Origin of the sequence: Arthrobacter sp. NicSoilB11, from assembly GCF_019977375.1 — a bacterium.
GTDB lineage: Bacteria > Actinomycetota > Actinomycetes > Actinomycetales > Micrococcaceae > Arthrobacter.
In genome coordinates, this window is sequence record NZ_AP024657.1 from 2766378 (window position 1) to 2792198 (window position 25821).

The 25821-nt window shown below is 65.6% G+C and carries 27 protein-coding genes, 1 other RNA gene and 1 riboswitch; of the genes, 15 read left to right on the plus strand and 13 right to left on the minus strand.

Going from position 1 to position 25821, the window contains the following annotated elements; genetic code table 11:
- Nucleotides 1–40 precede the first annotated feature (40 nt).
- Together LDO14_RS12830 and LDO14_RS12835 are read left to right on the plus strand one after the other, a co-directional pair.
- Nucleotides 41–874: a DUF4097 family beta strand repeat-containing protein gene (locus LDO14_RS12830; RefSeq protein WP_223992022.1), complete on the plus strand. Its 834-nt coding sequence runs from the start codon at nucleotides 41–43 to the stop codon at nucleotides 872–874.
- A complete protein-coding gene (locus LDO14_RS12835) occupies nucleotides 874–1335 on the plus strand; it encodes a PadR family transcriptional regulator (RefSeq protein WP_018768445.1) in 462 nt (153 codons plus the stop codon). Before LDO14_RS12830 ends, LDO14_RS12835 begins: the two co-directional genes overlap by 1 nt.
- Before the next feature lie 298 nt (nucleotides 1336–1633).
- On the opposite strand, the gene rsrA is transcribed toward LDO14_RS12835, so the two are convergent.
- Both rsrA and LDO14_RS12845 read right to left on the minus strand, forming a co-directional pair.
- Nucleotides 1634–1894: a mycothiol system anti-sigma-R factor gene (rsrA, locus tag LDO14_RS12840; RefSeq protein ID WP_018768446.1), complete on the minus strand. Its 261-nt coding sequence runs from the start codon at nucleotides 1892–1894 to the stop codon at nucleotides 1634–1636.
- Complete coding sequence (locus LDO14_RS12845) at nucleotides 1891–2664, minus strand: sigma-70 family RNA polymerase sigma factor (RefSeq protein ID WP_223992024.1); 774 nt, start codon at nucleotides 2662–2664, stop codon at nucleotides 1891–1893. Before LDO14_RS12845 ends, rsrA begins: the two co-directional genes overlap by 4 nt.
- Before the next feature lie 275 nt (nucleotides 2665–2939).
- Between LDO14_RS12845 and LDO14_RS12850 the strand changes: the two genes are divergently transcribed.
- From LDO14_RS12850 to LDO14_RS12895, 10 genes are all read left to right on the plus strand, one after another.
- The gene (locus tag LDO14_RS12850) at nucleotides 2940–3488 is read left to right on the plus strand and encodes a DoxX family protein (RefSeq protein WP_018768448.1); all 549 of its coding nucleotides are present in this window, start codon (nucleotides 2940–2942) and stop codon (nucleotides 3486–3488) included.
- 6 nt (nucleotides 3489–3494) lie between these two features.
- Nucleotides 3495–4883 carry a 3-phosphoshikimate 1-carboxyvinyltransferase gene (aroA, locus tag LDO14_RS12855; protein ID WP_018768449.1) on the plus strand — a complete coding sequence of 463 codons (1389 nt, stop codon included), beginning with the start codon at nucleotides 3495–3497 and terminating at the stop codon, nucleotides 4881–4883.
- Nucleotides 4867–5982 carry a ribosome small subunit-dependent GTPase A gene (rsgA, locus tag LDO14_RS12860; protein ID WP_223992026.1) on the plus strand — a complete coding sequence of 372 codons (1116 nt, stop codon included), beginning with the start codon at nucleotides 4867–4869 and terminating at the stop codon, nucleotides 5980–5982. Before aroA ends, rsgA begins: the two co-directional genes overlap by 17 nt.
- Before the next feature lie 44 nt (nucleotides 5983–6026).
- Nucleotides 6027–6839 carry a histidinol-phosphatase gene (hisN, locus tag LDO14_RS12865; protein ID WP_018768451.1) on the plus strand — a complete coding sequence of 271 codons (813 nt, stop codon included), beginning with the start codon at nucleotides 6027–6029 and terminating at the stop codon, nucleotides 6837–6839.
- Nucleotides 6840–6991: 152 nt separating this feature from the next.
- Nucleotides 6992–7105: riboswitch (SAM riboswitch) on the plus strand.
- A 36-nt stretch (nucleotides 7106–7141) separates the two neighbouring features.
- Complete coding sequence (locus tag LDO14_RS12870; protein ID WP_223992028.1) at nucleotides 7142–8560, plus strand: aminotransferase class V-fold PLP-dependent enzyme; 1419 nt, start codon at nucleotides 7142–7144, stop codon at nucleotides 8558–8560.
- Between the two features lie 102 nt (nucleotides 8561–8662).
- Entirely contained in the window at nucleotides 8663–9421 is a 759-nt protein-coding gene (locus tag LDO14_RS12875; RefSeq protein WP_142072213.1) for a class I SAM-dependent methyltransferase, read from the plus strand.
- 45 nt (nucleotides 9422–9466) lie between these two features.
- On the plus strand, nucleotides 9467–10180 hold the full coding sequence (locus LDO14_RS12880) for a metal-dependent transcriptional regulator (protein WP_018768454.1): 714 nt from the start codon (nucleotides 9467–9469) through the stop codon (nucleotides 10178–10180).
- A complete protein-coding gene (locus LDO14_RS12885; protein ID WP_134163824.1) occupies nucleotides 10152–10589 on the plus strand; it encodes a CrcB family protein in 438 nt (145 codons plus the stop codon). The genes LDO14_RS12880 and LDO14_RS12885 overlap by 29 nt, the downstream gene beginning before the upstream one ends.
- Nucleotides 10586–10984 (plus strand): CrcB family protein, encoded by a 399-nt coding sequence (locus tag LDO14_RS12890; RefSeq protein ID WP_056388044.1) that lies wholly within the window; start codon nucleotides 10586–10588, stop codon nucleotides 10982–10984. Before LDO14_RS12885 ends, LDO14_RS12890 begins: the two co-directional genes overlap by 4 nt.
- Nucleotides 10985–11046: 62 nt before the next feature.
- On the plus strand, nucleotides 11047–11424 hold the full coding sequence (locus tag LDO14_RS12895) for a hypothetical protein (RefSeq protein WP_223992030.1): 378 nt from the start codon (nucleotides 11047–11049) through the stop codon (nucleotides 11422–11424).
- Nucleotides 11425–11472: 48 nt separating this feature from the next.
- On the opposite strand, the gene LDO14_RS12900 is transcribed toward LDO14_RS12895, so the two are convergent.
- Nucleotides 11473–12456: a trypsin-like peptidase domain-containing protein gene (locus LDO14_RS12900; protein ID WP_056388045.1), complete on the minus strand. Its 984-nt coding sequence runs from the start codon at nucleotides 12454–12456 to the stop codon at nucleotides 11473–11475.
- Nucleotides 12457–12618: 162 nt separating this feature from the next.
- Between LDO14_RS12900 and LDO14_RS12905 the strand changes: the two genes are divergently transcribed.
- On the plus strand, nucleotides 12619–13083 hold the full coding sequence (locus tag LDO14_RS12905) for a pyridoxamine 5'-phosphate oxidase family protein (protein ID WP_018768459.1): 465 nt from the start codon (nucleotides 12619–12621) through the stop codon (nucleotides 13081–13083).
- Between the two features lie 12 nt (nucleotides 13084–13095).
- On the opposite strand, the gene LDO14_RS12910 is transcribed toward LDO14_RS12905, so the two are convergent.
- Both LDO14_RS12910 and LDO14_RS12915 read right to left on the minus strand, forming a co-directional pair.
- Complete coding sequence (locus LDO14_RS12910) at nucleotides 13096–14151, minus strand: zinc-dependent alcohol dehydrogenase family protein (RefSeq protein ID WP_223992032.1); 1056 nt, start codon at nucleotides 14149–14151, stop codon at nucleotides 13096–13098.
- A 10-nt stretch (nucleotides 14152–14161) separates the two neighbouring features.
- The gene (locus LDO14_RS12915) at nucleotides 14162–15040 is read right to left on the minus strand and encodes a hypothetical protein (protein ID WP_223992033.1); all 879 of its coding nucleotides are present in this window, start codon (nucleotides 15038–15040) and stop codon (nucleotides 14162–14164) included.
- A gap of 168 nt (nucleotides 15041–15208) precedes the next feature.
- On the opposite strand from LDO14_RS12915, the gene LDO14_RS12920 reads away from it, so the two are divergent.
- A complete protein-coding gene (locus LDO14_RS12920) occupies nucleotides 15209–15679 on the plus strand; it encodes a pyridoxamine 5'-phosphate oxidase family protein (RefSeq protein ID WP_018768462.1) in 471 nt (156 codons plus the stop codon).
- Between the two features lie 21 nt (nucleotides 15680–15700).
- The gene (locus LDO14_RS12925) at nucleotides 15701–16711 is read left to right on the plus strand and encodes a zinc-dependent alcohol dehydrogenase family protein (protein WP_223992034.1); all 1011 of its coding nucleotides are present in this window, start codon (nucleotides 15701–15703) and stop codon (nucleotides 16709–16711) included.
- Nucleotides 16712–16715: 4 nt separating this feature from the next.
- Here the strand turns inward: LDO14_RS12925 and LDO14_RS12930 are convergent, their stop codons facing one another.
- The 8 genes from LDO14_RS12930 to ftsE form a co-directional block, all read right to left on the minus strand.
- On the minus strand, nucleotides 16716–17741 hold the full coding sequence (locus LDO14_RS12930; RefSeq protein ID WP_018768464.1) for an ATP-dependent 6-phosphofructokinase: 1026 nt from the start codon (nucleotides 17739–17741) through the stop codon (nucleotides 16716–16718).
- Complete coding sequence (locus LDO14_RS12935; protein WP_223992036.1) at nucleotides 17738–20923, minus strand: HAD-IA family hydrolase; 3186 nt, start codon at nucleotides 20921–20923, stop codon at nucleotides 17738–17740. Before LDO14_RS12935 ends, LDO14_RS12930 begins: the two co-directional genes overlap by 4 nt.
- Before the next feature lie 87 nt (nucleotides 20924–21010).
- Complete coding sequence (locus tag LDO14_RS12940) at nucleotides 21011–21472, minus strand: pyridoxamine 5'-phosphate oxidase family protein (RefSeq protein ID WP_056388053.1); 462 nt, start codon at nucleotides 21470–21472, stop codon at nucleotides 21011–21013.
- 116 nt (nucleotides 21473–21588) lie between these two features.
- Nucleotides 21589–21957: a transfer-messenger RNA gene (ssrA, locus tag LDO14_RS12945) on the minus strand.
- 73 nt (nucleotides 21958–22030) lie between these two features.
- Nucleotides 22031–22504: an SsrA-binding protein SmpB gene (gene smpB / locus LDO14_RS12950; RefSeq protein WP_009356865.1), complete on the minus strand. Its 474-nt coding sequence runs from the start codon at nucleotides 22502–22504 to the stop codon at nucleotides 22031–22033.
- An 83-nt stretch (nucleotides 22505–22587) separates the two neighbouring features.
- Nucleotides 22588–24018, minus strand: a complete 1431-nt coding sequence (locus LDO14_RS12955) for a M23 family metallopeptidase (RefSeq protein WP_018768468.1) — start codon at nucleotides 24016–24018, stop codon at nucleotides 22588–22590.
- 29 nt (nucleotides 24019–24047) lie between these two features.
- The gene (ftsX, locus tag LDO14_RS12960) at nucleotides 24048–24962 is read right to left on the minus strand and encodes a permease-like cell division protein FtsX (RefSeq protein ID WP_018768469.1); all 915 of its coding nucleotides are present in this window, start codon (nucleotides 24960–24962) and stop codon (nucleotides 24048–24050) included.
- The gene (gene ftsE, locus LDO14_RS12965) at nucleotides 24959–25747 is read right to left on the minus strand and encodes a cell division ATP-binding protein FtsE (RefSeq protein WP_018768470.1); all 789 of its coding nucleotides are present in this window, start codon (nucleotides 25745–25747) and stop codon (nucleotides 24959–24961) included. Before ftsE ends, ftsX begins: the two co-directional genes overlap by 4 nt.
- Between the last annotated feature and the right edge of the window lie 74 nt (nucleotides 25748–25821).

The window sequence follows — 25821 nt, forward strand, 5'->3', positions numbered from 1 at the left end:
TTGTAGGGGCTACGCGATATATCGTCTTTTGGAGGGGACCATGGCCGAGCAAAACTGGAGTGTGACAGACCCGCAAACCATGGACGTCGACGGCGTGACGGCCCTGAAGCTGGGCATGGTCCGTGGCAGGTTCAGGATCACGGCGCACGCGGGGTCCCAGGTGCGGCTGGAGTTCGCCGACGTGCACGGCGATCCGGTAGCCGTGTCACTGAACAGCGGCAGGCTCGAAGTGCGGCACCAGCTGCACGGAGCCCAGGGCTGGTTCAAGAACCTCATGGAGACGGTCAACCACAGCAGCGACAACTCCGCGCTCATCACCATCGCTGTTCCCCAGGGTGTGGAGGTGGAGGCCGGGACCGTCAGCGGGGACGGGCTGGTTTCGGGCGTCTCTGCCCGTGTCCGGCTGAACACCGTGTCAGGTTCCGTAGTGGCGGACAGTACCTCCGGCGAGCTGCAGGTCAATACCATCAGCGGCAGCGTGGAGGTCAGGAACCACCGCGGGGTATTCATGGCCAAGAGCGTCTCAGGCAGGGTTACCGCCTCCGGATACTTCACCAACGTGCGCACCAACACCGTCAGCGGGCACCTCGACGTTGAACTGCTCGACTTCACCCGGGACTTCGGCTCCAACTCGGTGTCCGGGGATCTGGCTATCAGGCTGCCGCACGACGTCGGCGTCGACATCGTGGCCAAGTCCGCCGGCGGAGCGGTGATCCTTGACGGCCGGCAGTGCCTCCTGGCCAACGGCAAAGTGGAGACCATTGCCGGGCCTGACGGGCAGCTGATGCTCGTCCGGACCAATTCGGTATCCGGCAAGACGTCCATATCCCACGCTCCTGCACCCCTTGACGGCGACGGGGAAGCGCAAGGCTGATGCCGCCCGTCTTCGCACACGGTGCGTTGCGCCTCTACCTGCTGGCACTGCTGGAAAGCGGGCCCAAGCACGGGTACGAGCTCATCAAGGCGCTCAAGGAAAGGTTCGCGGGGACTTATTCGCCAAGCGCCGGAACCATCTACCCCCGGCTGGGCAAGCTCGAGGAGGATGGCCTGGTGGCCACCGAGCCGGCCGGGCGGCGCACCAACTACCGCATTACAGCTGCCGGCCTTGCCGAACTGAACCGGCGCCGCGACGATCTGGCGGGGGTCGAGAATGACATCGCCGTCTCCGTCCAACGGCTTGACGTGGAACTGATGGTGCAGAAGTTCCATGATGAGCTCTGCGCGGACCTGCGGCGGCAGGCCATGCGCCGCCCCATCAGCCCTGTGACGCTGGAAACCGTCAGGACAGCCCTCGACGACGCCCGCGCGGCCATCCGCAGCACCCTGCAGTCCTAAGGCGGCGCCTGCTGCCGCACTTCCGCAGGTCATCCGCCCCTACCCGGTTCGCGGGCCGCCACATCATGTGGGAGACTTGAGGGCAGCTCTTTTGAGTACCAACAGTAAGGAGGCCAGCTATGAGCAAGCGTGCACGCAAGCGTCGTGACCGTAAGCGTGGCGGCGCGAACCACGGGAAGCGCCCCAACACCTAGGCAAATGCCAGGAACTACGGTTCAAGCGAAGGACCCCGCAAGCCAAACGGCTTCCGGGGTCCTTTGCTGTCTGCGGCCCTGACCGGCGCAACGCGTGCCTGTTCCTAGGCCTCCACGGGACGGATGGTGTGGATCCTGTCCAGGATGGCGTTCTTCAGGTTGTCCGGCGCGGACTCCGTGCAGGAGCGCTTGACCATATTGCGGATGACGCACTCCAGGTCATACTGTTCCGTGCACTCAGGGCAGTCATCAAGGTGGTTCTTGATTTCCGTGAGGTCCTCGCGGGTCAGCGCCCCGTCAAGGTATTCGTAGATGCGTTGCATCCTGGTGTCGTCGCAATCGCCCAATCCCTGGCAGTCGCTCATTTCCTGTTCTCCTGTGCTTTGCTTCCTGCCGCATCCGAGGCATCTGCGGCCGTTTTAAATCCCCGCTCGGCGGCGTATTCCGCGAGCATGTCCCGCAACATTCGCCGGCCGCGGTGGAGCCGGGACATCACAGTGCCGATGGGCGTGTTCATGATGTCCGAGATTTCCTTGTAGGCAAAGCCCTCAACGTCGGCGAAGTAGACCGCCAGCCGGAATTCTTCGGGGATGTCCTGCAGCGCCCGCTTCACGTCCGAATCCGGAAGGTGATCCAGGGCTTCAGCCTCGGCTGAGCGCAGTCCGCTCGAGGTGTGCGACTCCGCCCGTGCCAGCTGCCAGTCCTCAATGCTGTCCGAGTTGGACTGCAGGGGCTCACGCTGCCTCTTGCGGTAGAGGTTGATGTACGTGTTGGTCAGGATCCGGTACAACCAGGCTTTCAGGTTTGTTCCCGGCTTGTACTGGTGGAAGGCCGAAAAAGCCTTGGTGTAGGCCTCCTGGACCAGATCCTCCGCGTCGGACGGGTTCCGGGCCATGCGCATGGCAGCGGAATACAGCTGGTCGACGTACTGCATGGCATCCCGCTCAAAGCGAAGGCGGCGCTCCTCCACGGTCTCCGTGGCGACGTCCAGCGTGGCATCCTCGGCATCCGCTTCCGCGGCCAATGATTCAGGGCCTGCCTGTCCGGCAGGCACAGGCGCGGTGCCGGCCCTGCCGTTTGCTTCGCCGGGGGTAGCCTCATACATGGCCGCAACGGCCGGATCCAGGGTGTTCATTGCCTTCAAGTCTACTGTCAGGCTCCCTGCCCGGGGCGTGCCGTATTCCGGCGGTTCCGAGGCCAGCTTGTCCACTGCCACCGGGCCCGCCTGCCTGGTTCCGTCCAACACCTTCCCCAAGGGCCAACTCCGCTCTGTTTCGGGTGAATGATTGTCAGGCCCCTGTTGCGGACCTGTTTGCCATAACCGCCTCCCACGGGCAAATATTCCCCAAAAGTGCAAGACTAGGACCGACTCCGCCGCTCGGCGCGGCTCGTCCATCCAGGAGGAAATCCATGTCCTTTGTCCGCACGCTCGCACGGCCCATGCTCGCCTCCAGTTTCGTTCTCGCCGGACTGGATAAGCTCAGGAACGCAGACGACACCGCTCAGCAGCTCTCACCGCTGCTGCGCAAGGCTGCAGCCTCGCTTCCCTTCCAGGCGAACGAAACCACCCTCGCACGTGTGATTGGCGGAACCCAGGTAGGGGCCGGCGTCCTGTTCGGCCTTGGCAAGTTTTCCCGGCTCTCCGCGGGCCTGTTGACGGTGATTTCGCTCCTGAACACCTTCGTTGAATGGCGCAGCGCGGATATCAGCAGCAAGGAAGGCCGCGAAAGCCGCCGGAACCAGCTGCTCAAGAACCTCTCGCTGAGCGGCGGCGCCCTGCTCGCTTCCGTGGACACCGCCGGCAAGCCCGGCCTGGCCTGGCGCGCCGAGCACCTGGCGGCCGATGCCCGTCGGAACGCCTCGCACCTGGCCGCCGACGCGCGCAGGACCACCACCAAGAAGCTGAACAAGGCGGACAAGGCCGTGCGCCGCGCCGTCGAACACGCTACGGGAGCATAAAAACGAATGACCGCAGCAGTTGCCACCCGGGACGGGTCCGGAACGCCTGTCCAGCACTGGGCCGCACCCTTTGCGTCCCGGCCCGTTAACGCCACCGTGACGGTGCCCGGATCGAAGTCCCTGACCAACAGGTACCTGGTCCTGGCAGCCCTCGCGGACGGCCCGTCCCGGCTGCGGGCCCCCCTGCATTCCAGGGACTCCGCACTCATGGTCGACGCACTGCGGCAGCTCGGTGCCGTCATCACCGAAGTGCCCGGGGACGGTGCCTTTGGGCCCGACCTGGAGGTGGTTCCGCTGCCGGCGGCAGCGGCCGCGTCCCACACCAGGATCGACTGCGGACTTGCCGGCACCGTCATGCGGTTCGTTCCGCCGCTGGCGGCGCTCCGCAACGGAGCCAGCGTGTTCGACGGCGATCCCCACGCCCGCAAGCGCCCCATGGGAACCATCATCGAGGCCCTCAAAGCCCTGGGCGTGGCCGTTTCCGCCGAAGACGGCAGCGCGCCGTCGTCGCTCCCTTTTGTGGTGGAAGGCAACGGCGCAGTCCGCGGCGGCCATCTGGTGATCGATGCCAGCGCCTCCTCGCAGTTCGTCTCCGCCCTCCTCCTGGTGGGCGCAAGGTTCGACGACGGCCTGCACCTGGAACACGTGGGCAAGCCGGTACCCAGCCTGGACCACATCAACATGACAGTGGCCGTCCTGCGCGGTGCCGGCGTTTCAGTGGACGACTCCGTCCCCAACCACTGGGTGGTGGCGCCGGGACCCATCCGCGCCTTCGACCAGCGGATTGAACAGGACCTTTCCAACGCCGGGCCCTTCCTGGCCGCGGCCCTGGCCACGCGGGGCACCGTACGGATTCCCAACTGGCCTGATGAAACGCAGCAGGTGGGAGACCTGTGGCGCGGAATCCTGGCCAGCATGGGCGCCTCGGTCACCCTGGCTGACGGTGTCCTGACCGTCACCGGCGGCCCGGAGATCAAGGGCGGCAACTTCGCGGACACCAGTGAACTGGCTCCCACGGTCGCGGCCCTGTGTGCCCTTGCCACGGGGCCTTCCCGCCTCAGCGGCATCGCCCACCTGAGGGGACACGAGACGGACAGGCTCGCGGCCCTGGTATCGGAGATCAACCGGCTGGGCGGCGACGCCGAGGAAACCAGCGACGGCCTGGTGATCCGGCCCACCCGGCTGCACGCCGGCGTCGTCCACAGCTACGCCGACCACCGCATGGCCACGGCCGGCGCAATCCTGGGACTCGCCGTCGAAGGCGTCCAGGTGGAGGACATCGGCACCACGGCCAAGACCATGCCGGATTTCCCGCAGCTGTGGGCCGGCATGCTGGCCCAGGGAGAAGGGTCCGCCGCCGGACCGGAAGGGCGCGGCAGTGGCGCGGAGCACTGATTCCTGGGACGAATCGGACGTTCGGATCCGTCCCAGCAAGAAGGGCTCCCGGCCGCGCACCAAAGACCGCCCCAGCCACGACGACGCCGTGACCGGACGGATCATCACGGTGGACCGCGGGCGGTACACCGCGGTAGTGGACGAGGACTCGGAGAATGAGCGCGTTGTCATTGCCGCGCGCGCCCGGGAACTTCGGCGCTCGCCCGTCGTGGCAGGCGACTTCGTCTCGCTCGTGGGGGACGTCTCCGGCGCGCCGGACACGCTTGCCCGGCTGGTGAAGATCCAGGACCGCCACACCCTCCTGCGCCGCAGCGCCGACGACACCGACCCCGTTGAGCGCGCGGTGGTGGCCAACGCCGACCAACTGGTGATCGTGGTGGCTGCCGCCAACCCGGAACCCCGCACGGGGTTCATCGACCGCGCGCTCGTGGCCGCATACGACGCCGGAATCGAACCCATCCTGCTGGTCACCAAGGCCGACGTCAAAGACCCCGCGGACCTGCTTTCCAACTACACGCACCTGGACTTCCCGGTGATCATCAGCAAGACGGCGGATGCGCAGGCGTCGGGAATCGATGCCCGGTCCGATGACGGGCTCTCGGCGCGGCTGGACAGCGCCGCAGTGGCGGCGCTGCGGAACCATCTCGATGGCAAGGTCACCGTTATGCTGGGGCACTCCGGCGTCGGCAAGTCCACCATGGTGAACGCCCTGACCGGCGCCGAGCGGGCCACCGGCGGCGTGAATGCCGTGACCGGGCGCGGCCGCCACACCTCGTCGTCGGCCCTTGCCTTGCGGTTGGCGGACGCGCCTCCCGGCAGCTGGATCATCGATACCCCCGGCATCCGTTCCTTTGGCCTGGCGCACGTGGACCCTGACCGCATCCTGCGCTCCTTCCCGGACCTCTCCCCCGGCATCGAGAACTGCGAACGGGGCTGCAAGCACACCGCAACCGCAGTGAACTGCGGCCTCGACGACTGGGTGGCAGGCGGACACGCAGGTCCCACCGGCGCGGCCCGGCTGGCCTCGCTGCGGCGCCTGCTTGGCACGGACCCGAGGATGGAAGCACAGGAAACCAAGGAGCTCGGCAGCGTCAACTGACGCGTTCTCCCGGCAGAACCGTCCACAGACGGTAGTTTGGAACCATGATCCAACCCGCTTCGAGCTACAACGATGACCTGCGCCTGGCCCATGTCCTGGCCGACTCCGTGGATGACCAGACCATGAGCCGCTTCAAGGCCCTGGACCTCCACGTTGAGACCAAGCCGGACCTGACGCCGGTCACCGACGCGGACAAGGCCGCCGAGGAAGCCATCCGGGGCCAGCTCTCCCGTTCACGCCCCCGCGACGCCGTCCTGGGCGAGGAATTCGGCAGCACCGGCCACGGTTCCCGGCGCTGGATCATCGACCCCATTGACGGAACCAAGAACTTTGTCCGCGGCGTTCCCGTATGGGCCACGCTGATCGCCCTCGTGGATGAGGGCGAACCGGTGGTGGGCGTCGTCAGCGCCCCGGCCCTGGGCAAGCGCTGGTGGGCGGCGAAAGGCATGGGCGCGTACATGGGCAGGTCCCTTGCCGCCGCCACCCGCCTTCGCGTGTCCAACGTGTCGAAGCTTTCCGACGCCTCCCTCTCCTACTCCAGCCTGGGCGGGTGGAAGGAACGCGGAAACCTTGACGAGTTCCTCGGCCTTACCGAGGATGTCTGGCGGACCCGGGCCTACGGGGATTTCTGGTCGTATTGCATGGTGGCCGAGGGCTCTGTGGACATCGCCTGCGAACCCGAGCTGAACCTCTATGACATGGCTGCCCTGGTGCCGATCGTGGTGGAGGCCGGCGGCCGGTTCACATCCCTGGAAGGCGAGGACGGCCCGTTCGGCGGGAACGCCCTGGCCACGAACTCAATCCTGCACTCGGAGGTCCTGCACCGATTGAACCCGTACCTGGACGATCTGCTGTAACTCACGCGCTTTCCACGTTTGAACGAATAATGCGACGCCGGACACCTCCCAAGGCAGGTGCCCGGCGTCGTTTATTCGGCGGCGCGTAACAAAGCCCTTAACAATTGCCGCGGCTTCAGTCCTGGCCGCCCCATGTCCTACGCTTTTATGCAGGTCACGAGTGCCAGCGCAAAACCCCGGTTTGCTGGCCGGCAACCCTCCATTCGCGGTGGGGTGCCCCGGGTGACGACCAGGCCGGTCCGGAGCGGATGCGGCAAGCGCGGATTCCACTATGCCGGAGTCCTGTACCAAGTGAGGTCTCTGTGACAACTGCCACCGTCTCCCCCCAGCCCGTCATTGCCGAAGCTGCCGTCCCCCATGCACGCCACGCCGCAGCCGGCCGGCCGCTCGCTGCGGTCACCGGCGCCGAAATCCAGGCGCCCCTGATTTCAGGCGGCCACGTGCGGTACGCCAACCTCGATTACGGCGCCTCCGCCCCGGCACTGTCCGTAGTGTCCGCTTACCTGAATGAGATCCTCCCCTACTACGCCAGCGTCCACCGCGGGGCAGGATACGCATCCCAGATCAGCACCTCCGTGTACGAGAACGCGCGCAGCATCGTCAGGGATTTCGTGGGCGGCCGCCCGGATGATTCGGTCATCTTCACCCGCAACACGACGGATTCGCTGAATCTGCTGGCCGGCTGCCTTCCCGTGACCGATGGCCGCCACGACGGCGAAGTGCTGTACCTGGACATCGAACACCACGCCAATCTCCTGCCGTGGCAGGGCGTCCCGCACCGCAGCATCGTCGCCGCCGACACCATCACCGGCACCCTTGAGGCCGTACGTGCCGAGCTTGGACAGGGCGGTGTCAGCCTGGTCGCGGTCACCGGGGCCTCCAACGTGACCGGCGAAATCCTCCCCATCCGGGCGCTGGCCGCGCTGGCCCACGAACATGGCGCACGGATCGTGGTGGATGCGGCCCAGCTCGCGCCGCACCGCCGCATAGACATCAGCGCGGATGACGTCGACTACCTCGCCTTCTCCGGCCACAAGCTGTACGCGCCCTTCGGCGCCGGCGTCCTGGTGGGGCGCCCGGACTGGCTGGACGCCGGCGTCCCGCACCTCGCCGGGGGCGGCGCCGTCAAGGAAGCCAGGCTCGACGGCGTCAGCTGGGCCACCGGCCCGGCCCGCCATGAGGGGGGCTCGCCGAACGTCCTGGGGGCCGCCACGCTGGCCCGCGCCAGCCAGGTCATTGCCGGCCTGGACCAGGAACGCTGGCACGCCCACGAGTCCGCCATCCGCTCCTTCCTGGTGGAGGGACTCCAGCGGATCGACGGCGTCACGGTTCACCAGATCTTCAAGGACACCAACCCCGAAACGGACACCATCGGGGTGGTCAACTTCTCCGTCGAGGGTTACGACGCAGGACTGGTGGCTGCGTACCTTTCGGCAGAGCATGGCGTGGGCCTGCGTGACGGGCGCTTCTGCGCCCACCCCCTGCTGAAGCGCCTGGGCCTGCCGTCCGGTTCCCTCCGCGCCAGCTTCGGCGTCGGTTCGCGCCTGGAAGATGCCGAGCGCCTGCTGGCCGGCATCCAGGCGCTCCGGAGCAACGGGCTGGGCTGGGACTACGTGGTGGACGCAGGCCGCTGGGTCCCTGCCAACGACACCCGCACCTACCCGCACTGGGCGCCCAACACCCCTGGAACAGCCGGCGCAGCGCCCTGCATCGACGACTGACGCCGGAGACCGGCCACTCCTGTTTCAGCCGGCTGACCGTGTGCCAGGGGAATGCGGTAAATTCGAAAGGTACCGCAGGACGTCAGCTGAAGGAGGCCACGCGTGGTTCGGGGTGGCCCCAAGCTTGATCACGGGCGGCGCAGGGAACTGGGCCAGAGCTTCCAGGACGGCGGCAGGCACTACCAGCGCGTCCGGCCCGGCTACCCTGAGGAGTCAGCCCGGTGGCTGGTGCCCGCCGACGCCCATGAAGCCCTCGACGTGGGTGCCGGTACCGGAAAATTCACCGCGCTGCTGCTGGACATGGGGCTGGACGTCACGGCCGTGGACCCCTCGGCGGACATGCTCGCCCAGCTTACGGAACACTACCCGGCTGCCACGGCGATGCCGGGGACTGCCGAGGCCACAGGCCTGCCCGACGCCAGCTTCGACGTCGTCACCGTAGCCCAGGCGTGGCACTGGTGCGACGCCCTGGCGGCAAGCACCGAACTGGCCCGCGTGCTGCGCCCGCACGGAACCCTCGGCCTGGTGTGGAACCAGCTGGACACCTCAGTGCCCTGGGTGCACCGGCTCTCCCGGATCATGCACGCAGGCGACGTCTACCGGCCGGGGCACAAGCCCGTCATCGGCCCGGAGTTCCAGGGGCTCGAAGGGCATGTCACCCACTGGCAGGACACAGTGGACACCACGGACCTGATGGAACTCACTAAATCCCGCAGCTACTACCTCCGGGCCGGCGAGGCAACGCGGGCCAAGGTCCTGGCCAACCTGGACTGGTACCTGCACGAACACCTTGCCTACACCCCTGACCAGGAAATCGACCTTCCCTACCTCACCCTGGCTTGGCGGGCCGTCAAGGCATGACGGCGCATCCCGTATGGCGCCTGCAGAGCCGGTAGGCTTGGATTCGTGAAGACCAGCGCGCCCTCCTCCTCGATCGAGGATTACGTCAAGGTCATTTATTCCTTTACCGAATGGCAGGACAAGCCCATCACGTCCTCCCAGCTCGCACAGCGGCTGGGGGTGGCAAATTCCTCGGTTTCGGAAATGGTCCGCAAACTCAAGGACCAGGGCCTGGTGGACCACAAGCCCTACAGCGCCGTCACGCTGACCGAGGCCGGCCTGCGGCTGGCGCTGTCCATGGTCCGGCGCCACCGGCTGATCGAGACATACCTTGTCCAGCGGCTCGGATACAGCTGGGACGAAGTCCACGATGAGGCTGAACAACTCGAACACGCCGTATCGGACACGTTCATCGAACGGGTCGCCGCCAAGCTCGGGGACCCGAAGCGTGACCCGCACGGCGATCCAATCCCCACGGCGGACGGGCAGGTGCTGATGCCGCGCGCGCACCTCCTCGCCGAGCTGGACCAGGGACATACCGGCAGGATCACCCGGATCAGCGACGACAACCCGGAACTGCTGCGCTACCTGGCCGCCCAGGCCATCGACCTTGATGCGGACGTCGAGGTGGTGGGACGGCGGCCTTTCGGCGGAGCCCTGGTGGTGCGGATCGGTGGTCCCGGCGGCGCCCGTGAGTACGATTTCGCTGAGGAAATCGCCTCGGCGCTCTGGGTCTCCAGCGACGCGCCGCATGCCGGCTGCGCCCTGGACGGGCTCTGACGTGGCGTTGCCCACCGCCCGTGCCTGGCTGGCTGTTGCCGCCGGCGGACTGATCGGCAGTGAGCTGCGCTACGGGCTGGGCCTGGCGTTTCCGGACGCGCCCGGTTCGGTCCCGTGGGCCACGCTGGGCATCAACATCAGCGGCAGTTTCGTCCTCGCGGCTTTGACCACCGTCTGGATGGCACGCCCGCACACGGCCTTCTGGCTGCGCGCCGGCATCGGGCCGGGCCTGCTGGGTTCCTTCACCACCTTTTCCGCGGTCATTTTCGCCTCCGACCAGTTGGCACGCGCGGGTGAGCACCCCGTATGGCTCCTTTACCTGGGCTTGTCGCTGTTGCTCGGCCTTTCGGCGGCAGGCCTGGGCTGGCGCACCGGAAGGCTCATCGCCCGGAACCGGGGCCCGGCATGATCACGGCAGCCCTGGTGGGAGTGTTTGGCGTGGCCGGGGCGCTGCTGCGGTTCGGGATCGACAGCTGGTTCGCACACCACAGCAGCATCCGCAGCGTCCGCACCGATGGCCGTGCGGCGTTGCACTGGCCCTGGGCCACCCTGCTGGTCAACGTCGTCGGCTGCTTCATCATCGGTCTGGCACACGGCCTGACCGCCGGGCTGGGACTGGGCGCGGAATGGCAGGTGGGTTTGGCCACCGGACTGGCCGGCGGACTTACCACCTTCAGTTCGTGGACCACCGCCACCATCCGCCTGCTCAGCGAAGCACGGTTCGGCGCCGCGGCCCTGAACGTGGCGGTTAACCTGGGCCTTGGCTTTGCTGCCGCGGCCGCTGGCAGTGCACTGGCTTCCTAGCGACGCTGTTCCCGTTGGGGGCCCGGCCGGCGATTTGGCGGCCTCCCGTATGGTGGAAGGTGATGATCAGCAGACGCGACGCCGCAATAACCCTTGATGTTCCCCTTGAGATGGCGCAGCGCCACGGCCTGCCGAAGTGGATGACGGAGGCCGAACTCCGCGCCATCCTCGACAATCCTCCGACATGGCTGGTGCAGTCGCGCGCCAACCGGACGGGCAAGCGGCCGGTGTGGGTGCACCTGGAATGCGCCGTCTGTGGCTATGAGGAGGCGGCCCGGCCCAAGAAGTGGTGGCCGGACTTCACCTACGTGGTATGCAGCCATCATGCGCCTTCCGATGTTCCCGCCGTCCGCCCCGGGTGCGTCCGCAGCGAGTACGACGGCGTGGGGACCCGTTTCGTGGGCATCGCGGACGTGGAAGCGCCTCCGCTCCGTCCTTAGGCCCGCCCAGGTGACGTGCCCCGGGGACCTTCGGTCCGGCGTCGGGCATTATCCTGCGCCGTTGCCTGTCATTTCTTCCGGGACGGCGGTGAGGTGCAGCTCGGTGCCGTCGCGGAGTACCTTCACGTCCAGCGGCTCGCCGATGGCATCGGAAAACAGGAGCCGCTGCAGGCTTTCGGCGTTGCTGACGGGACGGCCTCCGGCGGTGACGATAATGTCACCCGCGGCAAGGCCTGCTTTGTCCGCCGGCGAGCCGGGCAGGACCTCCACGACGCGGAGCCCTTCGCGCAGCCCGCTGCGGATCACAGCGCTGGGGTTGAGCTGGATGGGCGTGCTGACAAGGCCCAGGTAGGCACGGCGTACCCTCCCGTCTGACAGGAGCGCGGAGATGATCCTGCGGGTGGTGGCATTGATTGGTATGGCGAGCCCCAGCCCGGCGCCCGCCACTGCGGTGTTGATGCCGACGATCCTGGAGTGCGTGTCCGCCAGCGCTCCACCGGAGTTGCCTGGGTTCAGCGCTGCGTCCGTCTGGATAACGTCCTCGATCACCCTCCTGTTGCCGCCCGCCCAGACTGGAATGGCCCGGCCCAAACCGCTGACCACGCCCGCGGTGACTGACCCCGCCAGGCCCAGTGGGTTTCCGACGGCAATCACAAGCTGGCCCACGCGCAGGGTCTCGGCCGCGCCGAATTGAGCAGGTGGCACCTTGGGCCGCGAACCGTGGACGACTGCTAGATCGGACAGGGGGTCGGCTCCCACCAGTTCCAGTTCCATCCGGCTCCCGTCTCCAAACACCGCAAAACCGTGCCGGGTGCCTGCCACGACGTGTGAGTTGGTGAGCAGGTATCCGTCCTCCGTGAAGAGAACGGCCGAGCCGGCGCCCACCCTCACCCTGCCGTTGCCCCTATTCGCGGTCATCTCGATGGCTGCCACGTGGGGCGTAACCGCTGCCGCGACACGCATGACCGTTTGCGAGTACGAGTCCAGGACGTCCTCGTCTCCGGTGGATATGGGTTCCCGCGCCTGTTCCATGACGCACCTCCGGTCTGGTGCCGCTTCCGGCAATCCATGCCCTTTACGGGTCCTTACGGGAGACAACAATGGCCGGGCACGGTCCACTCCCGGTGGAGCTACGCCGTGGGTGAACGCCGGCATTGCGGTGCGGTGCGGCTGTCAAGGCTTTAGGATCGGAGCATGACTGACTCCCCTGCAGGGTCTCAAACGGAAATACTGAACGCTGAGGAGTGCTGGCGGTACCTTCGGTCCTCCTATATCGGGCGGCTGGCGGTCATCAACGGTGACGTTCCCGAGATTTTTCCCGTGAATTTTTCGGTCGCCGGCGACACCCTGCTGTTCCGCACGGCGCCGGGGACCAAGCTCCGTGCCCTGCTCAGCGGCTCGGTTGCCGCCTTGGAGGTGGACGGCCTCAACCCATACGCCACTCAGGTCTGGAGCGTTGTCGCCAAGGGCAGGCCGCAGCCATTCGATGAAGCCAGCATGAAGCTTCCGGAGGAAGACGCCGACCGGGAACCTTGGGAACCGGGGATCAAGGACCACTTGGTGGCCATTACCCCCACCGATATCACCGGCCGCCGTTTCGCTGTCACGCCGCGGACCCGCTGGTGGCCGCCGGTCGATTTTTCCGCCGACTGGCTGTAGCGGCCTCCGGTCTCACGCCGTGATGATCACTTTGAGGGCCTTGGTTTCGGCTGCCCGGGAAAACGTGTCGTAGGCGTCAAGGAACTGGTCGAAACTGAAATGGTGCGTGGCGAACTTCTCCGCCCTGATCTTTCCCTGGGCCACAAGCTTGAGCAGCATGGGCGTCGTGTTGGTATTCACCAGCCCCATGCTGATGTTGATGTTTTGGATCCACAGGTTTTCCAGGTGCAGCTCCACCGGTTTTCCGTGCACCCCAACGTTCGCCACCGATCCACCCGGCCGCACTACGTCGGTGCACATGCCAAATGTTGCCGGCACGCCAACAGCTTCGATGGCCACATCGACGCCCTGTCCGCCGGTCAGGGCCAGGACCTGTTCCTTCCAGTCACTGCTGCCGGAAAGGACAGTGTGCGTGGCGCCGAACTCCCTTGCCTTCGCCAGGCGGTTGGCGTCCAGGTCGATGGCCACCACAGTCGCTGCGCCGTACAGTCCTGCCGTGGTGATCGCCGCCAGGCCCACCGGCCCGGCACCAACAACGGCCACGGTGTCGCCGGGCTTCACCCGGCCGTACTGGACACCTATTTCGAATCCGGTGGGGAGGATATCGGAGAGCATGACGGCCTGTTCGTCGCTGACGCCCGCGGGCAGCAGGTGCAGCGAGTTTTCGGCGTACGGCACGCGGACATACTCCGCCTGGGTCCCGTCGATCAGGTGTCCGAAGATCCACCCGGTGCCTTCCTGGCCCTCGCCTCCCAGGCAGTGCGAATAGAGTCCGGTCTTGCAGTTGGCACAGTGGCCGCAGGATTTGATGCACGAGATGATGACACGGTCATTCACCTTCAGGCCGGTCACGGAAGACCCGGTTTCCACGATGGTTCCCACCGCCTCATGTCCCAGGATCCGGCCCTTTTCGACGGCGGGTACGTCACCTTTGAGGATATGCAGGTCGGTGCCGCAGATCGTGGTGGTATCGACCTTGACGATGACGTCGCCGGGTTGCTGGATCCGGGGGTCGGGGACATCAGTCCATGACTTGTCACCCGGTCCGCCGTAGACGAGGGCTTTCATGTGTCTCTCCTTACTGTGTGGGACGGATTCTCCGACGTTCGCCGCCGGCTTGCGCGGACAGCTGATGGTTGGGCTGCGGGCCGGCGGGACTGGCTGCCGGCGGATCCAGTGCCTGGAGTTTGGCTATGTGCAGGCTTCCGAGCACCAGGAAAAGCCCCGAGAGCCCAAGGGCGGGCAGCAAGGCGGCCAGGCTTGGTTCTGCACCGAACAGGGGTTTGACCAGTTCACCCACCGCCAGGGAGAAAATGAGGGTGAAACCCAGGACATACAGGGCCGGGAGAAGCAGCAGTCCCGTACGGTGGCCCCGGTACGTGAGGAAGGACAGGATCAGGAACCCGGGCATGATGAAGCAAAGGTCCAGGATGAAGATCGAGTAGAGGGAGTCAATCTGCTCGCCGCTCCGCATCAGGGGCAGGAGCACCCCGATCCACAGAGGGTAGAAGATCAGCGGCTGAAGGATGGCACCGGCCGCTGACACCAGCCTCAGTGCACGGGGAAGGGAGGCGGATGGCGCGTCGCGGTCCATGGTGGCCCCGGCGGTGACCATGGCCCAGAATGACACTGCGAAGACTGCCATGTAGAGCAGGTACAGGCCGTTGTACGTCCGCTCAATGACGTAAATCCCGTATGCGTAGAAGAGGTAGCCAAGGAGCCCCAGTGCCACGATCTGGTATTTGGCCCTGTTCGGGCCAACCGCGTAGGCCAGGTACAGCAACGCGAGCCCGGCCGCGACGGAGAGCAGGTCCTGGGAGTAGGCGCCGGGGATCAGGTCAGCGGCAACCACCCTGTTGTAGATTCCGGGCCGCCAAAGCCCCGTTGCCGCAGCGGCGAGCGCCAGCAGTCCGGCAACAGCCCACAGCAGGCGGTTGAGGAACAGATGGGTCAGCATGGGCCACCTTTCACCGGAAGATGAGCGTTTCCCGGGCGTCCCCACAGCGTCCCATTGGGCCGGCCGGACCCCAAGTGCCATTGGTCCTTCCTTGGGCATTGGTCCTTCCTTGGAGGCCGGGCCTTTATGCCCTTACGGCAGGCGGGAGAGTTGCCTACGCTGTGGCCTATGACTGAGAAAACGAACGTGCCTGTGCCGGAAATCCTTGACGCGGACGAGTGCTGGACGCTCCTCGCCCAGACCGGGGTGGGGCGCCTGGCCGTCATCGCCGATGGCCATCCGGATGTCTTTCCCGTCAATTACAAGGTGGACGGCAGGACGCTGGTTTTCCGCACCGGCGGCGGTACCAAGCACCAGGCCCTCCAGTCGGAAGCCACCGTGGCCCTCGAAGCAGATGCGGTCAGCTCCCAATTCGGGCTCGCATGGAGCGTCGTGGTCAAAGGCACGGCTGTTGAAGCGACGCCCACGGGCCCTGACCTGGATGACGTCAAGCGGGCGCTGTTTCCATGGCAGGGCGTGGGGCAGGAGCACTTCATTCGCATCACGCCGGAGTCAATAACGGGGAGGCGCTTCACGGTGGACGCACCACTGCTGTGGCAAACCTCGCTGGACGACGCAACCCGCGCCGGTTTCGAGTAGGAATTACGGGCAGGAGACACCGTGCGCGCATGGTGGGTGAACGGGCCGGGCCCCATATCCACCCACCCGCTGGTTCAGGGACTCCGTGCCACTCCCACGCCTGCGGCCAACGAACTCCTGGTGGAAGTGACTGTCTGCGGTGTTTGCCGCACCGACCTCCACCTCGCTGAAGGAGACCTGGCACCGCACCGTGCGCAGACTGTGCCCGGGCATGAAGCAATCGGCGTGGTTGTTGAGGCAGGAGTTGCCTGCTCCCGGTTCAGGACTGGCGACAGGGTGGGTGTGGCGTGGCTTGGCGGGGTTTGCGGCAGGTGCGACTACTGCCGCCGGGGTGATGAAAATCTGTGCCAGTCGCCCGTCTTCACCGGCTGGGACAGGGATGGCGGCTATGCCGAGCACTTGACGGTGGCGGAGGACTTTGCCTACCCGGTACCTCCAGCCTTCCCGGATGAGCAGGCGGCACCACTGCTGTGTTCGGGCATCATCGGGTACCGCGCGCTGAAGCGCGCCGCCCTTCCCGTGGGTGGCCGCCTTGGCATTTACGGCTTTGGCAGCTCTGCCCACATCACCGCCCAGTTGGCGCTTAAACAGGGCGCCTCCGTGTATGTCATGACCCGGTCTGACGGCGCGCGGTCGCTCGCCCTGGAGTTGGGAGCTGATTATGCGGGGGACGCTTATGACCAGCCGCCGGTACCGCTCGATTCCGCCATTCTTTTCGCACCGGTTGGAGACCTTGTCCCGGCTGCGCTGCGCGCCCTGGACCGGGGCGGAACGCTTGCCATCGCCGGAATCCACCTAAGCGACATCCCGGCCCTCAATTACACCAGGGAGCTCTTTTTTGAACGGCAGGTGCGGAGCGTGACAGCCAATACCCGGGCTGACGGGCGTGAGTTCCTGGCTCTCGCAGCCAGGCTTTCGCTTACCCTCACCACCACGGCCTACCCGTTCCAAGCTGCGGCCAAGGCACTTGAGGACCTGGCTGCCGACAGGATTACCGGTTCGGCAGTCCTGCGGGTCCGGCCGGAACAGTAGCCTCTCATCCAAACAGGACGGCGGCCTCCTGGTACCGCGCTTCAGGGACCACCTTCAGTTCCCCCAACGCTTCTTCAAGGTCGACGTTGACAATGTCCGTGCCGCGCAGCGAAACCATGGTGCCCCACCTGCCGGCGGCTGCCGATTCGACGGCGGCCAGGCCCAGCCTGGTGGCAAGGACACGGTCGAAGGCCGTGGGTTCGCCGCCACGCTGGATGTGGCCCAGGACGGTGGCGCGCGTTTCGATGCCGGTCCGCAGCTGCAGTTCTCCTTCAAGCAGCAGTCCGATGCCTCCCAGCCGCGGGCGTCCGAAAGTATCCAGGCCACGGGGCGCGTACGGTGCTTCGTGGCCTTCAGGAGCGAAGGCCTCGGCCACCACCACGAGCGGAGCCCTGCCCCGGTCACGGGCTGACAGCACCCACGAGCAAATTTGGTCCAGGGACACCGGATGTTCAGGTATCAGGATGGCGTGCGCGCCCGATGCCATCCCGGAATGCAGTGCTATCCAGCCCGCACTGCGGCCCATGACCTCGGCCACCATGCACCGGTGGTGCGACTCGCCGGTGGTCCGGAGCCGGTCGATGGCTTCGGTGGCGGTCTGCACCGCAGAATCAAAGCCGAAGGTGTAGTCTGTGGCGCCGAGGTCATTGTCGATGGTCTTGGGCACTCCCACCACGTTGATGCCCTGGGAGCAGAGTTCCCGGGCGGCTGCCAGTGTTCCCTCTCCCCCAATGGCAATCAGGCCGTCCAGTTCGTTGTGCCGGACGCAGGCACGGACACCCTCGATTCCATTGCCCACCAGCGGGTTGGTCCGGGACGTGCCCAGGATGGTTCCACCCAGGCGGGCGATCCCACGGACACTCGTACGGGGCAAAGGGTAAATGTCCTGCTCCAACACACCCCGCCAACCGTCCCGGAACCCGATGAATCCATAGCCATGCGAAACGTGCCCGCCCAGCACGGCTCCCCGGATGACCGCGTTCACGCCCGGGCAGTCACCGCCACTGGTGAGGATCCCCAGCCGCTTCACCGGACCACCACCCCCGAAGCCCGGACAGGCAACGGAAAATGGAGGGTTTGCCCGGGAGGAAGGACCTCGTCATTGCCATGCACCTGCACCTTGATGGGGCCGGCGTCACCGGGAGCAGAGGCGATGCTCATGTCCCCGTCCTTGAGATGTATGCGGAGGCGGTGTCCCCGGTAGAGGACCTCAAAGGCAACGGCGCGCAGCCCGGTGGGGAGGTTGGGTGCAAACAGGATCGTGTCACCGCTGAACCGGAGCCCCGCAAAGCTGCGCTGGACCACGTCGATGGTTCCGGCCATCGCGCCCAAATGGATGCCCGCGCGCGTGGTGCCGTGCTGGGTATCGTCAAGATCGGCGTCGAGCGCTTCCCGGAAACTGTCCCACGCCCGGTCCGCGTCCAGGCCCGCAAGGACGGACGCGTGGGCAACCCTGCTCAGGGTGGAGCCGTGCGCCGTCCTGGCCAGGTAATACTCGATCGTCTTGTTGAGGTGTTCCGCCGTGAATGCATACTGAAGCCGCCGAAGAATGCTGACCAGTCCGTCGTGCCCCAACAGGTACGGGAGCATCAGGACGTCGGCCTGCTTTGCCAGCTTGTAGCAGTTGGTACTGTCATCTTCGGCCTCGAGGATGAGGTCCAGCCGCTCAATGTCGCCGTACCTGTCCCGGTAGTGGTCCCAGTCGAGTTCCTTCAACGACCCGTAGCCCTCGAACTGGCTAATGACGCCGTCCTCGTGAAAGGGGACGTACATCGCCGATCCCACGTGCGCCCACCCGGCGGTTTCCTCCTCTGTGACACCCAGGCGTTCCATGAGTACGGCACGTTCGCTGCCGTGCAGGAAGGCCATGATTCCCCTTGCCGTGGAGCAGGCCCATGCCGCCATGACATTGGTGTAGGCATTGTCGTCCAGGCCGGGTCCGTCGCTGCCGGGATAGCCTGTGTGGTATTCGTCCGGTCCCACGACGCCGCGCAGGTGGTAACGGCCCTCCTGCTGGTCGTAGTCCGCCAGTGAGCGGAAGAAACGGGCAACCTCGATCACCAGTTCCGCCCCCTTTTGCAGGAGCCAGATCTTGTTACCAGTGGTCTGGAAGTACTGCCAGGCATTGAACGCGACAGCAAGTCCGGAGTGCACCTGCAGGTGCGAGTGGTCCTTGACCCACCTGCCGGACCTGTCGTTGTACAACCATTTGGGCGTTTCCTCGGTTCCGGCGCTGGCGCTTTGCCACGGAAATTTCGCCCCTGCCAGACCTTCCAAGGCCGCGGCATGCCGGGCGGCGGGAAGCCGCCGCCACCTGTAATCGATGACGGCACGCGCAACCTCAGGCGTCCTCGAGGCGAGTACCGGCAGGACGAACAGCTCATCCCAAAAGACGTGGCCCCGGTAGCCCTCGCCGTGGAGTCCACGCGCCGTCACGCCGGCATCCAGTTCGGTCGTATGGTGTGTCAGTGTCTGCAGCAGATGGAATATGTGCAGGTTCAGGACAAGGCGCACCTGGACCGGGGCATCGATCTCCACCATGAACGGCCGCAGCTCGCGCCGCCACGCTTCCTCGTGCGCCGTCAGCAGCGAATCGAAGTCCCCGGGGATACGCGCCAGGACCGCACGGGCGCCGGCTTCCGGAGAGGATATGGCACGGTCACGGGACGTCATCACTGCCACCGTTTTGGTGATCCGCACCGGGGCGCCGGCGCTGAGGGACAGCAGAAGAGTCTGGAAATGGAAGGCCCCTTTCCTGCCCTCCTCAACTCCCTCCGCTTCCGGGAATACCTGTGTTCGATAGGCCGCGGCGATTCGGATGAGGCTCTGGGTAGTTTCCACTTCGACGACGGAGGCAGCGTGCGCGGACGGCTCAGGGATGGAGCGGTGGGAGGCTGTCCTGTCAGCGATGTGGACGTCCGAACCCTGGGCATGTTCGGGGAGGTTGGCGTTGCGGACCCCGGCGTTGACACCGCTGCGGGCCTCCACCTGACCGCTCCAGCCCAGCGCGGTGATTACCGTCTCAAGGACCAGCAGATGGGGCTCTGCCATGGACGCGAAACGGGTTTGCACTACTTCCAGCCTGCGGTGGTCGGCTGTCTCCAGCAGCAGCCGCCGCTCCAGTACCGCCCGTCTGAGGTCCAGGACCCTGTGCTCGCGGACCGAGGTCATTCCGCCCTCCGACCACCACTGCTGGCCCGGCAGGCGCAGGTCGAGCGGCAGGCAGTTGGGGGCGTTGACCATGTGTTCTTCCAGCAGCGTCTCGCCGCCGGCTTCCGCGCGGACACGGTTGTAGACGCCGGCGAGGTACATGCCCGCGTAGCTGAAGCTGCCGCCTTCGGGCGCCGCCCCGCGGACGCCCATGTAACCATTGCCCAGCGTGGTCAGGGCTTCCCGGTGTCCCTCGTGTGCGGCGTCGAAACCTTCATAGACGAGGTGCCAGGCGTTGCCGATGACCTGGCCCAGATCCAGCTCCCCCACGTCGTTGAGGACGGTATGGGCGCCGGCTGCCTCAAGCTGCCGGCGGTTGCCGGTCCGGTCGATTCCGACAACGAGGCCGAAGTCACCCCGGCGGCCGGCCTCAACCCCCGCCGCGGAGTCCTCGATCACCACCGCATGTGGCGGGGAGACCCCAAGCCGCGATGCGGCCGCAAGAAAGACGTCCGGCGCCGGTTTTCCGCGCAGGCCGAGCCGGGCCGCCGTCGTTCCGTCCAGCACCACCCTGAAGAGATCCTGGATGCCCGCCGCTTCCAGGACCAACCCGGCGTTCCGGCTTGAGGTGACCACAGCAGTGGGCACTGCCGCGCCCGCAAGCCTCTGCAGCAAATCCAGGGTGCCTGGGTAACTCTGGACGCCGTCGGTCCGGAGGTGTTTCAGGAACAGTTCGTTCTTCCAGGCACCCAGGCCGAACCCGGTCCATGCGCCGGCTTCGTCCGTCTCGTTTCCCTTTTCAACCTGCACGCCCCTGGCAGCCAGGAACCGTACCACCCCCTCCTCCCGCGGCATCCCGTCGATGAAGGTGAGGTAGTCATTCCTGCTGAGCGGGGCACGGTTGGCGCCGGCAGGGACTCTTGGGTCACGCAGGATCCGATCGAACGCATCTTTCCAGGCAGCCTGGTGGACCAGCGCTGTATTGGTGACCACCCCGTCCAGGTCGAAGATGACGGCGTCAAACGGTGGCTTGGCAGCAGCGGCGGTGGGCGACCCGATCATAGGTCAGTGGTACCAGCAAAGCGGGCATTCCGGACAGGGCCCTAGGGCCCGGCGCGGCCGCCGGGTCACGACGCGGCCACTGGAACCCTATGTCTTTGCGCCGGCTGTGTGCCCTACGTGGCTCCACCAGGTCAACGGGGACGTGATGGAAAAACGCCTGCCCGTTACGGAGTTGGGAACGATCCGGACAAAGTGGTCCTTTTCACCGGCCTGCCAGGGAAACAGGGTAAGGCCTGCTCCCTTCATCAGTTCCTCCGATGGCTCGAGGATGACGGCCTTGCCTTTGACCAGGACGCTCCATGCTTTGGCGTCATCATGGCCGTCGGCTTCCAGGGCGACGGCGAGCGGCCCGCCTGCTGCGCGCAGTTTCGTTCCCTCCCCCGTCCGGAAGACCAGCGATTCGTGGTCCACTTTGTAGTTGACCGGGAACACCTCCGGGTATCCGTTCACCAGCACTGCCAAATGGCCGACGGATACTCCACGCAGGAGGTCCCAGCACGTTCCGGCGTCCAGGACTTCGGTAGGCGTTTGCGGCGGATCGTTGTGCATGCAGTCGAAGGTAACGGCTTGCCGGGCCAGCCCGGTAGAGCATTTAGGCCCGGGTCCCCTTGCCTTGACGGGCAAAGAAAAACACCCCGGTCCGAAGACCGGGGTGTTTTACCCGTGGGTGGAGATGGGGGGAATTGAACCCCCGTCCGATGTCGTGTTGTCAGGGCTTCTCCGGGCGCAGTTTGCGTCGGATTTTCTCGGCCCCAGCCATGCTGCAAACAGCTGGCTGATCCGGGCCCAGTCATCTAAAAGTCCCGTTTACTCCGATGACGGGAGCAAACAGCAGTGGCTATCTAAATGACGCCAGGATCCGGGGCGATAGCAACCCCGGGCTGACGGACTGTCTTACTGCTTAGGCAGCAAGAGCGAAGTCAGTGCGCTTAGATTCGGCACTTATTGGTTTGCAGAAAGCGTTTACGAGATAATTCTGCATCCTCGGCCCGCTTCACCTGTCGCGACTAACACCGTCGAAACCGATCATCCCCGTATTTTGTTACCAAACCGGCTGGCAAGCCTGCCGGACTATCCATACTAACGCATGACCCGTGGAAATAATTCCTACCGGCGCCGGTTGCGCTCGCGCATCTCACGCTGGGCTTCACGGTTGTCCTGCTGTTCCCGCAGCGTCTGCCGCTTGTCGTATTCGCGCTTGCCGCGGGCAACACCGATTTCCACCTTGGCCTTGCCGTCCACGAAGTACAGCTGGAGGGGAACAATGGTGTAGCCGGACTCCCGGACCTTGTGGGAGATCTTGATGAGTTCTTCCCGGTGCAGCAGCAGCTTGCGGCGCCGGCGTGCCGCGTGGTTGGTCCAACTGCCCTGGTTGTATTCGGGAATGTGGATGGCTTCCATCCACAGTTCGTCGTTATAGAACGTGCAGAATCCGTCCACCATGGAGGCGTGGCCCTCACGCAGGGACTTCACTTCGGTGCCCATCAGCGCGATGCCGGCCTCGTAAGTGTCCAGCACGTGGTAATCGTGCCGGGCCTTGCGGTTGGTGGCCACTACCTTACGGCCACTTTCTTTAGGCACGGGGAAACTCCTCGGGTTCAGGTCGGGTGCCTCCGGGCCTGCGGCGCGGAGCTATACCAGTCTACGGCAGCAGCGCTTCGCCCCTACAGCAATCCCATGGGGTCGACGGCGGCACCATTGAGCCAGGTTTCGAAGTGGGCGTGGCAACCCGTGGAGTTGCCGGTGCTGCCGGAGTAGGCAATGAGCTGGCCCTGGGAGACCCTCTGCCCATTCGAAACCACGATGCTGGAGTTGTGGTAGTAGATGGTGGTGAGCGTATTGCCCTGCACCACGCCGTGATCGATCTTGACGCGCCAACCGCCACCATCGGCGGAATTCCAGCCTGAGCTGAAGACCTCACCGGCCGCTGCCGCATACACGGGCGTGCCACAGGCTGCGCCAAAGTCGATTCCGGTGTGCATGTATCCACCGGTGCCATAGAAGTCGATGGTTCCCGGCGGGGTGGTGCGGTAGCCAAAACCGGAGGTGATGGGGATGCTGCCGTCGAAGGGGTGGCGGAGGCCAAACGCCGACGGCGATCCCGCGGCGGGCGGGACGTACGGCTGCGCGGGCGGGGCCGGGCGGTTTGCGGCGGCCGCGGCCGCGGCCGCCGCAGCGGCAGCAGCAGCCGCCTGCCTGCGCTGCTCGGCTTCCCAAGCTTCACGGGCCCTGCGGTCGCGTTCGGCGATCTCGTTGGCCACCTGGTTCTGGTTGGCCTGGACGCCGGCCAACTGGGCCTGGATGCCGGGCTTTGCCGCCTGGAGTTCGGCATCGAGGCGGGTGGTGTCCGCAATGAGCTGGTCGACTTGGGCCTTCTTGGCCGCAGCCTCGTCGCGGGCGGCCTTCTCCCGCTCCAGGGCGGCGTCGGCCTTGGCCTTGAGGTCCTTGATCTCAGCTTCGACAGCTTGCAGGCGCGCTTCGGAGTTGACGTTGGTGGCGTTCTGCTGGCTGAGCTTGTCCATGGCTGCGTTCTGGCTGCGCATGGCCTGGTCCGCAAGGTCCATGGTCTCGGTCAGGCTGCTGCCGCTGTTGGAGCCGAAGAAGAGCGACAGGTTCGAAGGAACGCCGCCGGATTTGTAGGCCTGGGTGGCGATCTGCCCAATCAGTTTCTTGGTGTCCGCGATCTTTTGCTTGTCCGTCTCCAGCTGCTGGGTGATCTTGGCCTTGTTCTGCTGGGCCATGTCCACGCGGGCCGACAGCGCCTCTACCTCCTTGACAGCCCCGGCTACCCGGCCCTGTGCCTCAAGGAGTGCCTGCTGGGCACCGGGCAACTGTCCCTGGTAGATCACCAGGTCGCTGGCGGCCTTGGCGATCCGGGAATCGACGAATTCGAGGGATGCCTGGACGCGTGCGGCTTCGGCCTCGAGCGCGGCTTGGCGGTCTTCGAGGTCGTCGGCGAAAGCGACGGGTGTGGCAAGGGCCATCCCGGCCGAAAGGATGACGGTGAGCACGCCGCTGACGATCCCCAAACGGCGGGCAGCGGCCCGCCCTCGGCTGTGCCGGGGGCGGGGCAAGGTTTGGTGAATGAGGTTCATGGGCATTCCTAGGTCGCGGTGTGCACAGCCTAAACGCGCAAATATCTACGTAAGGTCAAGAGAGACGAAATTCCTGCCAAGGATCCGCCAAGGATTATCAGCGCCGGGGCGATGATCAGGGTCTGCCCGGATGAGATAAAGGCCGTATCCGGGTATTGCCGCGACATATAGTCGCCCAGGAAGTATTGCGCTACGGCCCACAGGGTGCCCGAGGCCAGGGCAGCGCCGATGACGGCTGCTATGACGCCTTCCAGGATGAACGGCAGCTGGATCACGGTTTTTGAGGCACCGACCAGGCGCATGATTCCGGTTTCGCGGCGCCGGCTGAACGCGGAGAGCCTGATGGTGGTGGCGATCAGCAGGATGGCGCAGACGATCATGACCCCTGCGATGCCGACCGCCACAAGGGACGCACCGTTCATCACCGAGAAGAGGCGTTCGAGGAGCTGGCGCTGGTCGATCACCGTTTCCACGCCTGGCTGGGAGGAAAACGTCTCGCTGATGATCTGGTACTTTTCCGGGTCCTTCATGTTGATCCGGAACGATGCGGGCAGCTGGTCCGGCGTCACGGAATCGACGATCGGAGAGTTCGAAAACTGGTCCTTGAAGTGCTTGTAGGCCTCATCCTTGGACTCGAACTGAAAGTCGTTGATGTACTGCGCCACGGCCGGGGACTCAAGGAGCGCGTTCAAGCCCTGTTGCTGCTCAGGGGTGACTGGCCCGGAAGCGCAACCCGGCGCCGTCGAACCTTCACTGCAAAGGAAGATCGCCACCTGGACCTTGTCGTACCAGTAGCCCTTCATCTGGTTGATCTGCATCTGCAGCATTCCGGCCGCACCCACGAAGGTGAGGGACACGAACGTCACCAGGATGACCGAGACCACCATGGAAAGGTTGCGGCGCAGCCCGCTGCCGATTTCCGAAAGGATGAATGCGAGCCTCACCGCTGGGCCTCGCCTTCAGCGCCGTTGCCCGGCAGGCCGCCGTCGGGCGTTTCCCTGCCACTGGCGTCCTTAAGGCGCCTGGACTGGCCGACGACGGGAATCATCGAGGTGTACAAGGCCTTGGCTTCGTCGCGGATCACCACGCCGTTCCTGAGTTCGACCACCCGTTTGCGCATTTCGTTGACGATGTCGTCATCGTGGGTGGCCATCACCACGGTGGTTCCGTTCTGGTTGATCTTGTCCAGGACGCCCATGATTCCCATGGACGTGGTGGGGTCCAGGTTTCCGGTGGGTTCGTCCGCGAGGAGGATCCCGGGCCGGTTGACCACGGCACGCGCGATGGCCACGCGCTGTTGCTCGCCGCCGGACAGCTCGTGCGGCATGCGGTGTTCCTTGCCTTCGAGGCCGACGGTCTTCAGGACCTCCGGGACGGTGTCGCGGATGACGCTGCGGCTCTTGCCGATGACCTGCATGGCGAACGCCACGTTGGCGAAGACATTCTTTTGGGGCAGGAGGCGGAAGTCCTGGAACACGACGCCGATGCCCCGGCGGAGGCGCGGAACACGCCAACTGGAAATCTTCGCGACGTTTTGGCCCGCCACGTAAACAGCGCCGGAGGTGGCGCGGTCTTCCTTCAGCACCAGGCGGAGGAAGGTGGATTTTCCGGAGCCGGACGCACCGACAAGGAAGGCGAATTCGCCGCGGTCAATCTCAAGGGTGACAGAGTCCAGCGCCGGACGGGCTTTCTGGTCGTAAACCTTGGTGACATTTTCGAATCGGATCATGGCCCTAAGTACCCTGCAGGGCATGGCTGATTCTTGTGATGCAGCCCAGTTCTGCAGCCGGTGCACGGGTTTTC

Excerpts from the sequence above, each read along its gene's own strand:
- LDO14_RS12830 (WP_223992022.1), top strand. The coding sequence starts at position 41 with ATGGCCGAGCAAAACTGGAGTGTGACAGACCCGCAAACCATGGACGTC.
- LDO14_RS12835 (WP_018768445.1), top strand. The coding sequence starts at position 874 with ATGCCGCCCGTCTTCGCACACGGTGCGTTGCGCCTCTACCTGCTGGCA.
- rsrA (WP_018768446.1), bottom strand. The coding sequence starts at position 1,894 with ATGAGCGACTGCCAGGGATTGGGCGATTGCGACGACACCAGGATGCAA.
- LDO14_RS12845 (WP_223992024.1), bottom strand. The coding sequence starts at position 2,664 with ATGAACACCCTGGATCCGGCCGTTGCGGCCATGTATGAGGCTACCCCC.
- LDO14_RS12850 (WP_018768448.1), top strand. The coding sequence starts at position 2,940 with ATGTCCTTTGTCCGCACGCTCGCACGGCCCATGCTCGCCTCCAGTTTC.
- aroA (WP_018768449.1), top strand. The coding sequence starts at position 3,495 with ATGACCGCAGCAGTTGCCACCCGGGACGGGTCCGGAACGCCTGTCCAG.
- hisN (WP_018768451.1), top strand. The coding sequence starts at position 6,027 with ATGATCCAACCCGCTTCGAGCTACAACGATGACCTGCGCCTGGCCCAT.
- LDO14_RS12885 (WP_134163824.1), top strand. The coding sequence starts at position 10,152 with ATGCCGGCTGCGCCCTGGACGGGCTCTGACGTGGCGTTGCCCACCGCC.
- LDO14_RS12890 (WP_056388044.1), top strand. The coding sequence starts at position 10,586 with ATGATCACGGCAGCCCTGGTGGGAGTGTTTGGCGTGGCCGGGGCGCTG.
- LDO14_RS12895 (WP_223992030.1), top strand. The coding sequence starts at position 11,047 with ATGATCAGCAGACGCGACGCCGCAATAACCCTTGATGTTCCCCTTGAG.
- LDO14_RS12900 (WP_056388045.1), bottom strand. The coding sequence starts at position 12,456 with ATGGAACAGGCGCGGGAACCCATATCCACCGGAGACGAGGACGTCCTG.
- LDO14_RS12905 (WP_018768459.1), top strand. The coding sequence starts at position 12,619 with ATGACTGACTCCCCTGCAGGGTCTCAAACGGAAATACTGAACGCTGAG.
- LDO14_RS12910 (WP_223992032.1), bottom strand. The coding sequence starts at position 14,151 with ATGAAAGCCCTCGTCTACGGCGGACCGGGTGACAAGTCATGGACTGAT.
- LDO14_RS12915 (WP_223992033.1), bottom strand. The coding sequence starts at position 15,040 with ATGCTGACCCATCTGTTCCTCAACCGCCTGCTGTGGGCTGTTGCCGGA.
- LDO14_RS12920 (WP_018768462.1), top strand. The coding sequence starts at position 15,209 with ATGACTGAGAAAACGAACGTGCCTGTGCCGGAAATCCTTGACGCGGAC.
- LDO14_RS12935 (WP_223992036.1), bottom strand. The coding sequence starts at position 20,923 with ATGATCGGGTCGCCCACCGCCGCTGCTGCCAAGCCACCGTTTGACGCC.
- LDO14_RS12940 (WP_056388053.1), bottom strand. The coding sequence starts at position 21,472 with ATGCACAACGATCCGCCGCAAACGCCTACCGAAGTCCTGGACGCCGGA.
- LDO14_RS12955 (WP_018768468.1), bottom strand. The coding sequence starts at position 24,018 with ATGAACCTCATTCACCAAACCTTGCCCCGCCCCCGGCACAGCCGAGGG.
- ftsE (WP_018768470.1), bottom strand. The coding sequence starts at position 25,747 with ATGATCCGATTCGAAAATGTCACCAAGGTTTACGACCAGAAAGCCCGT.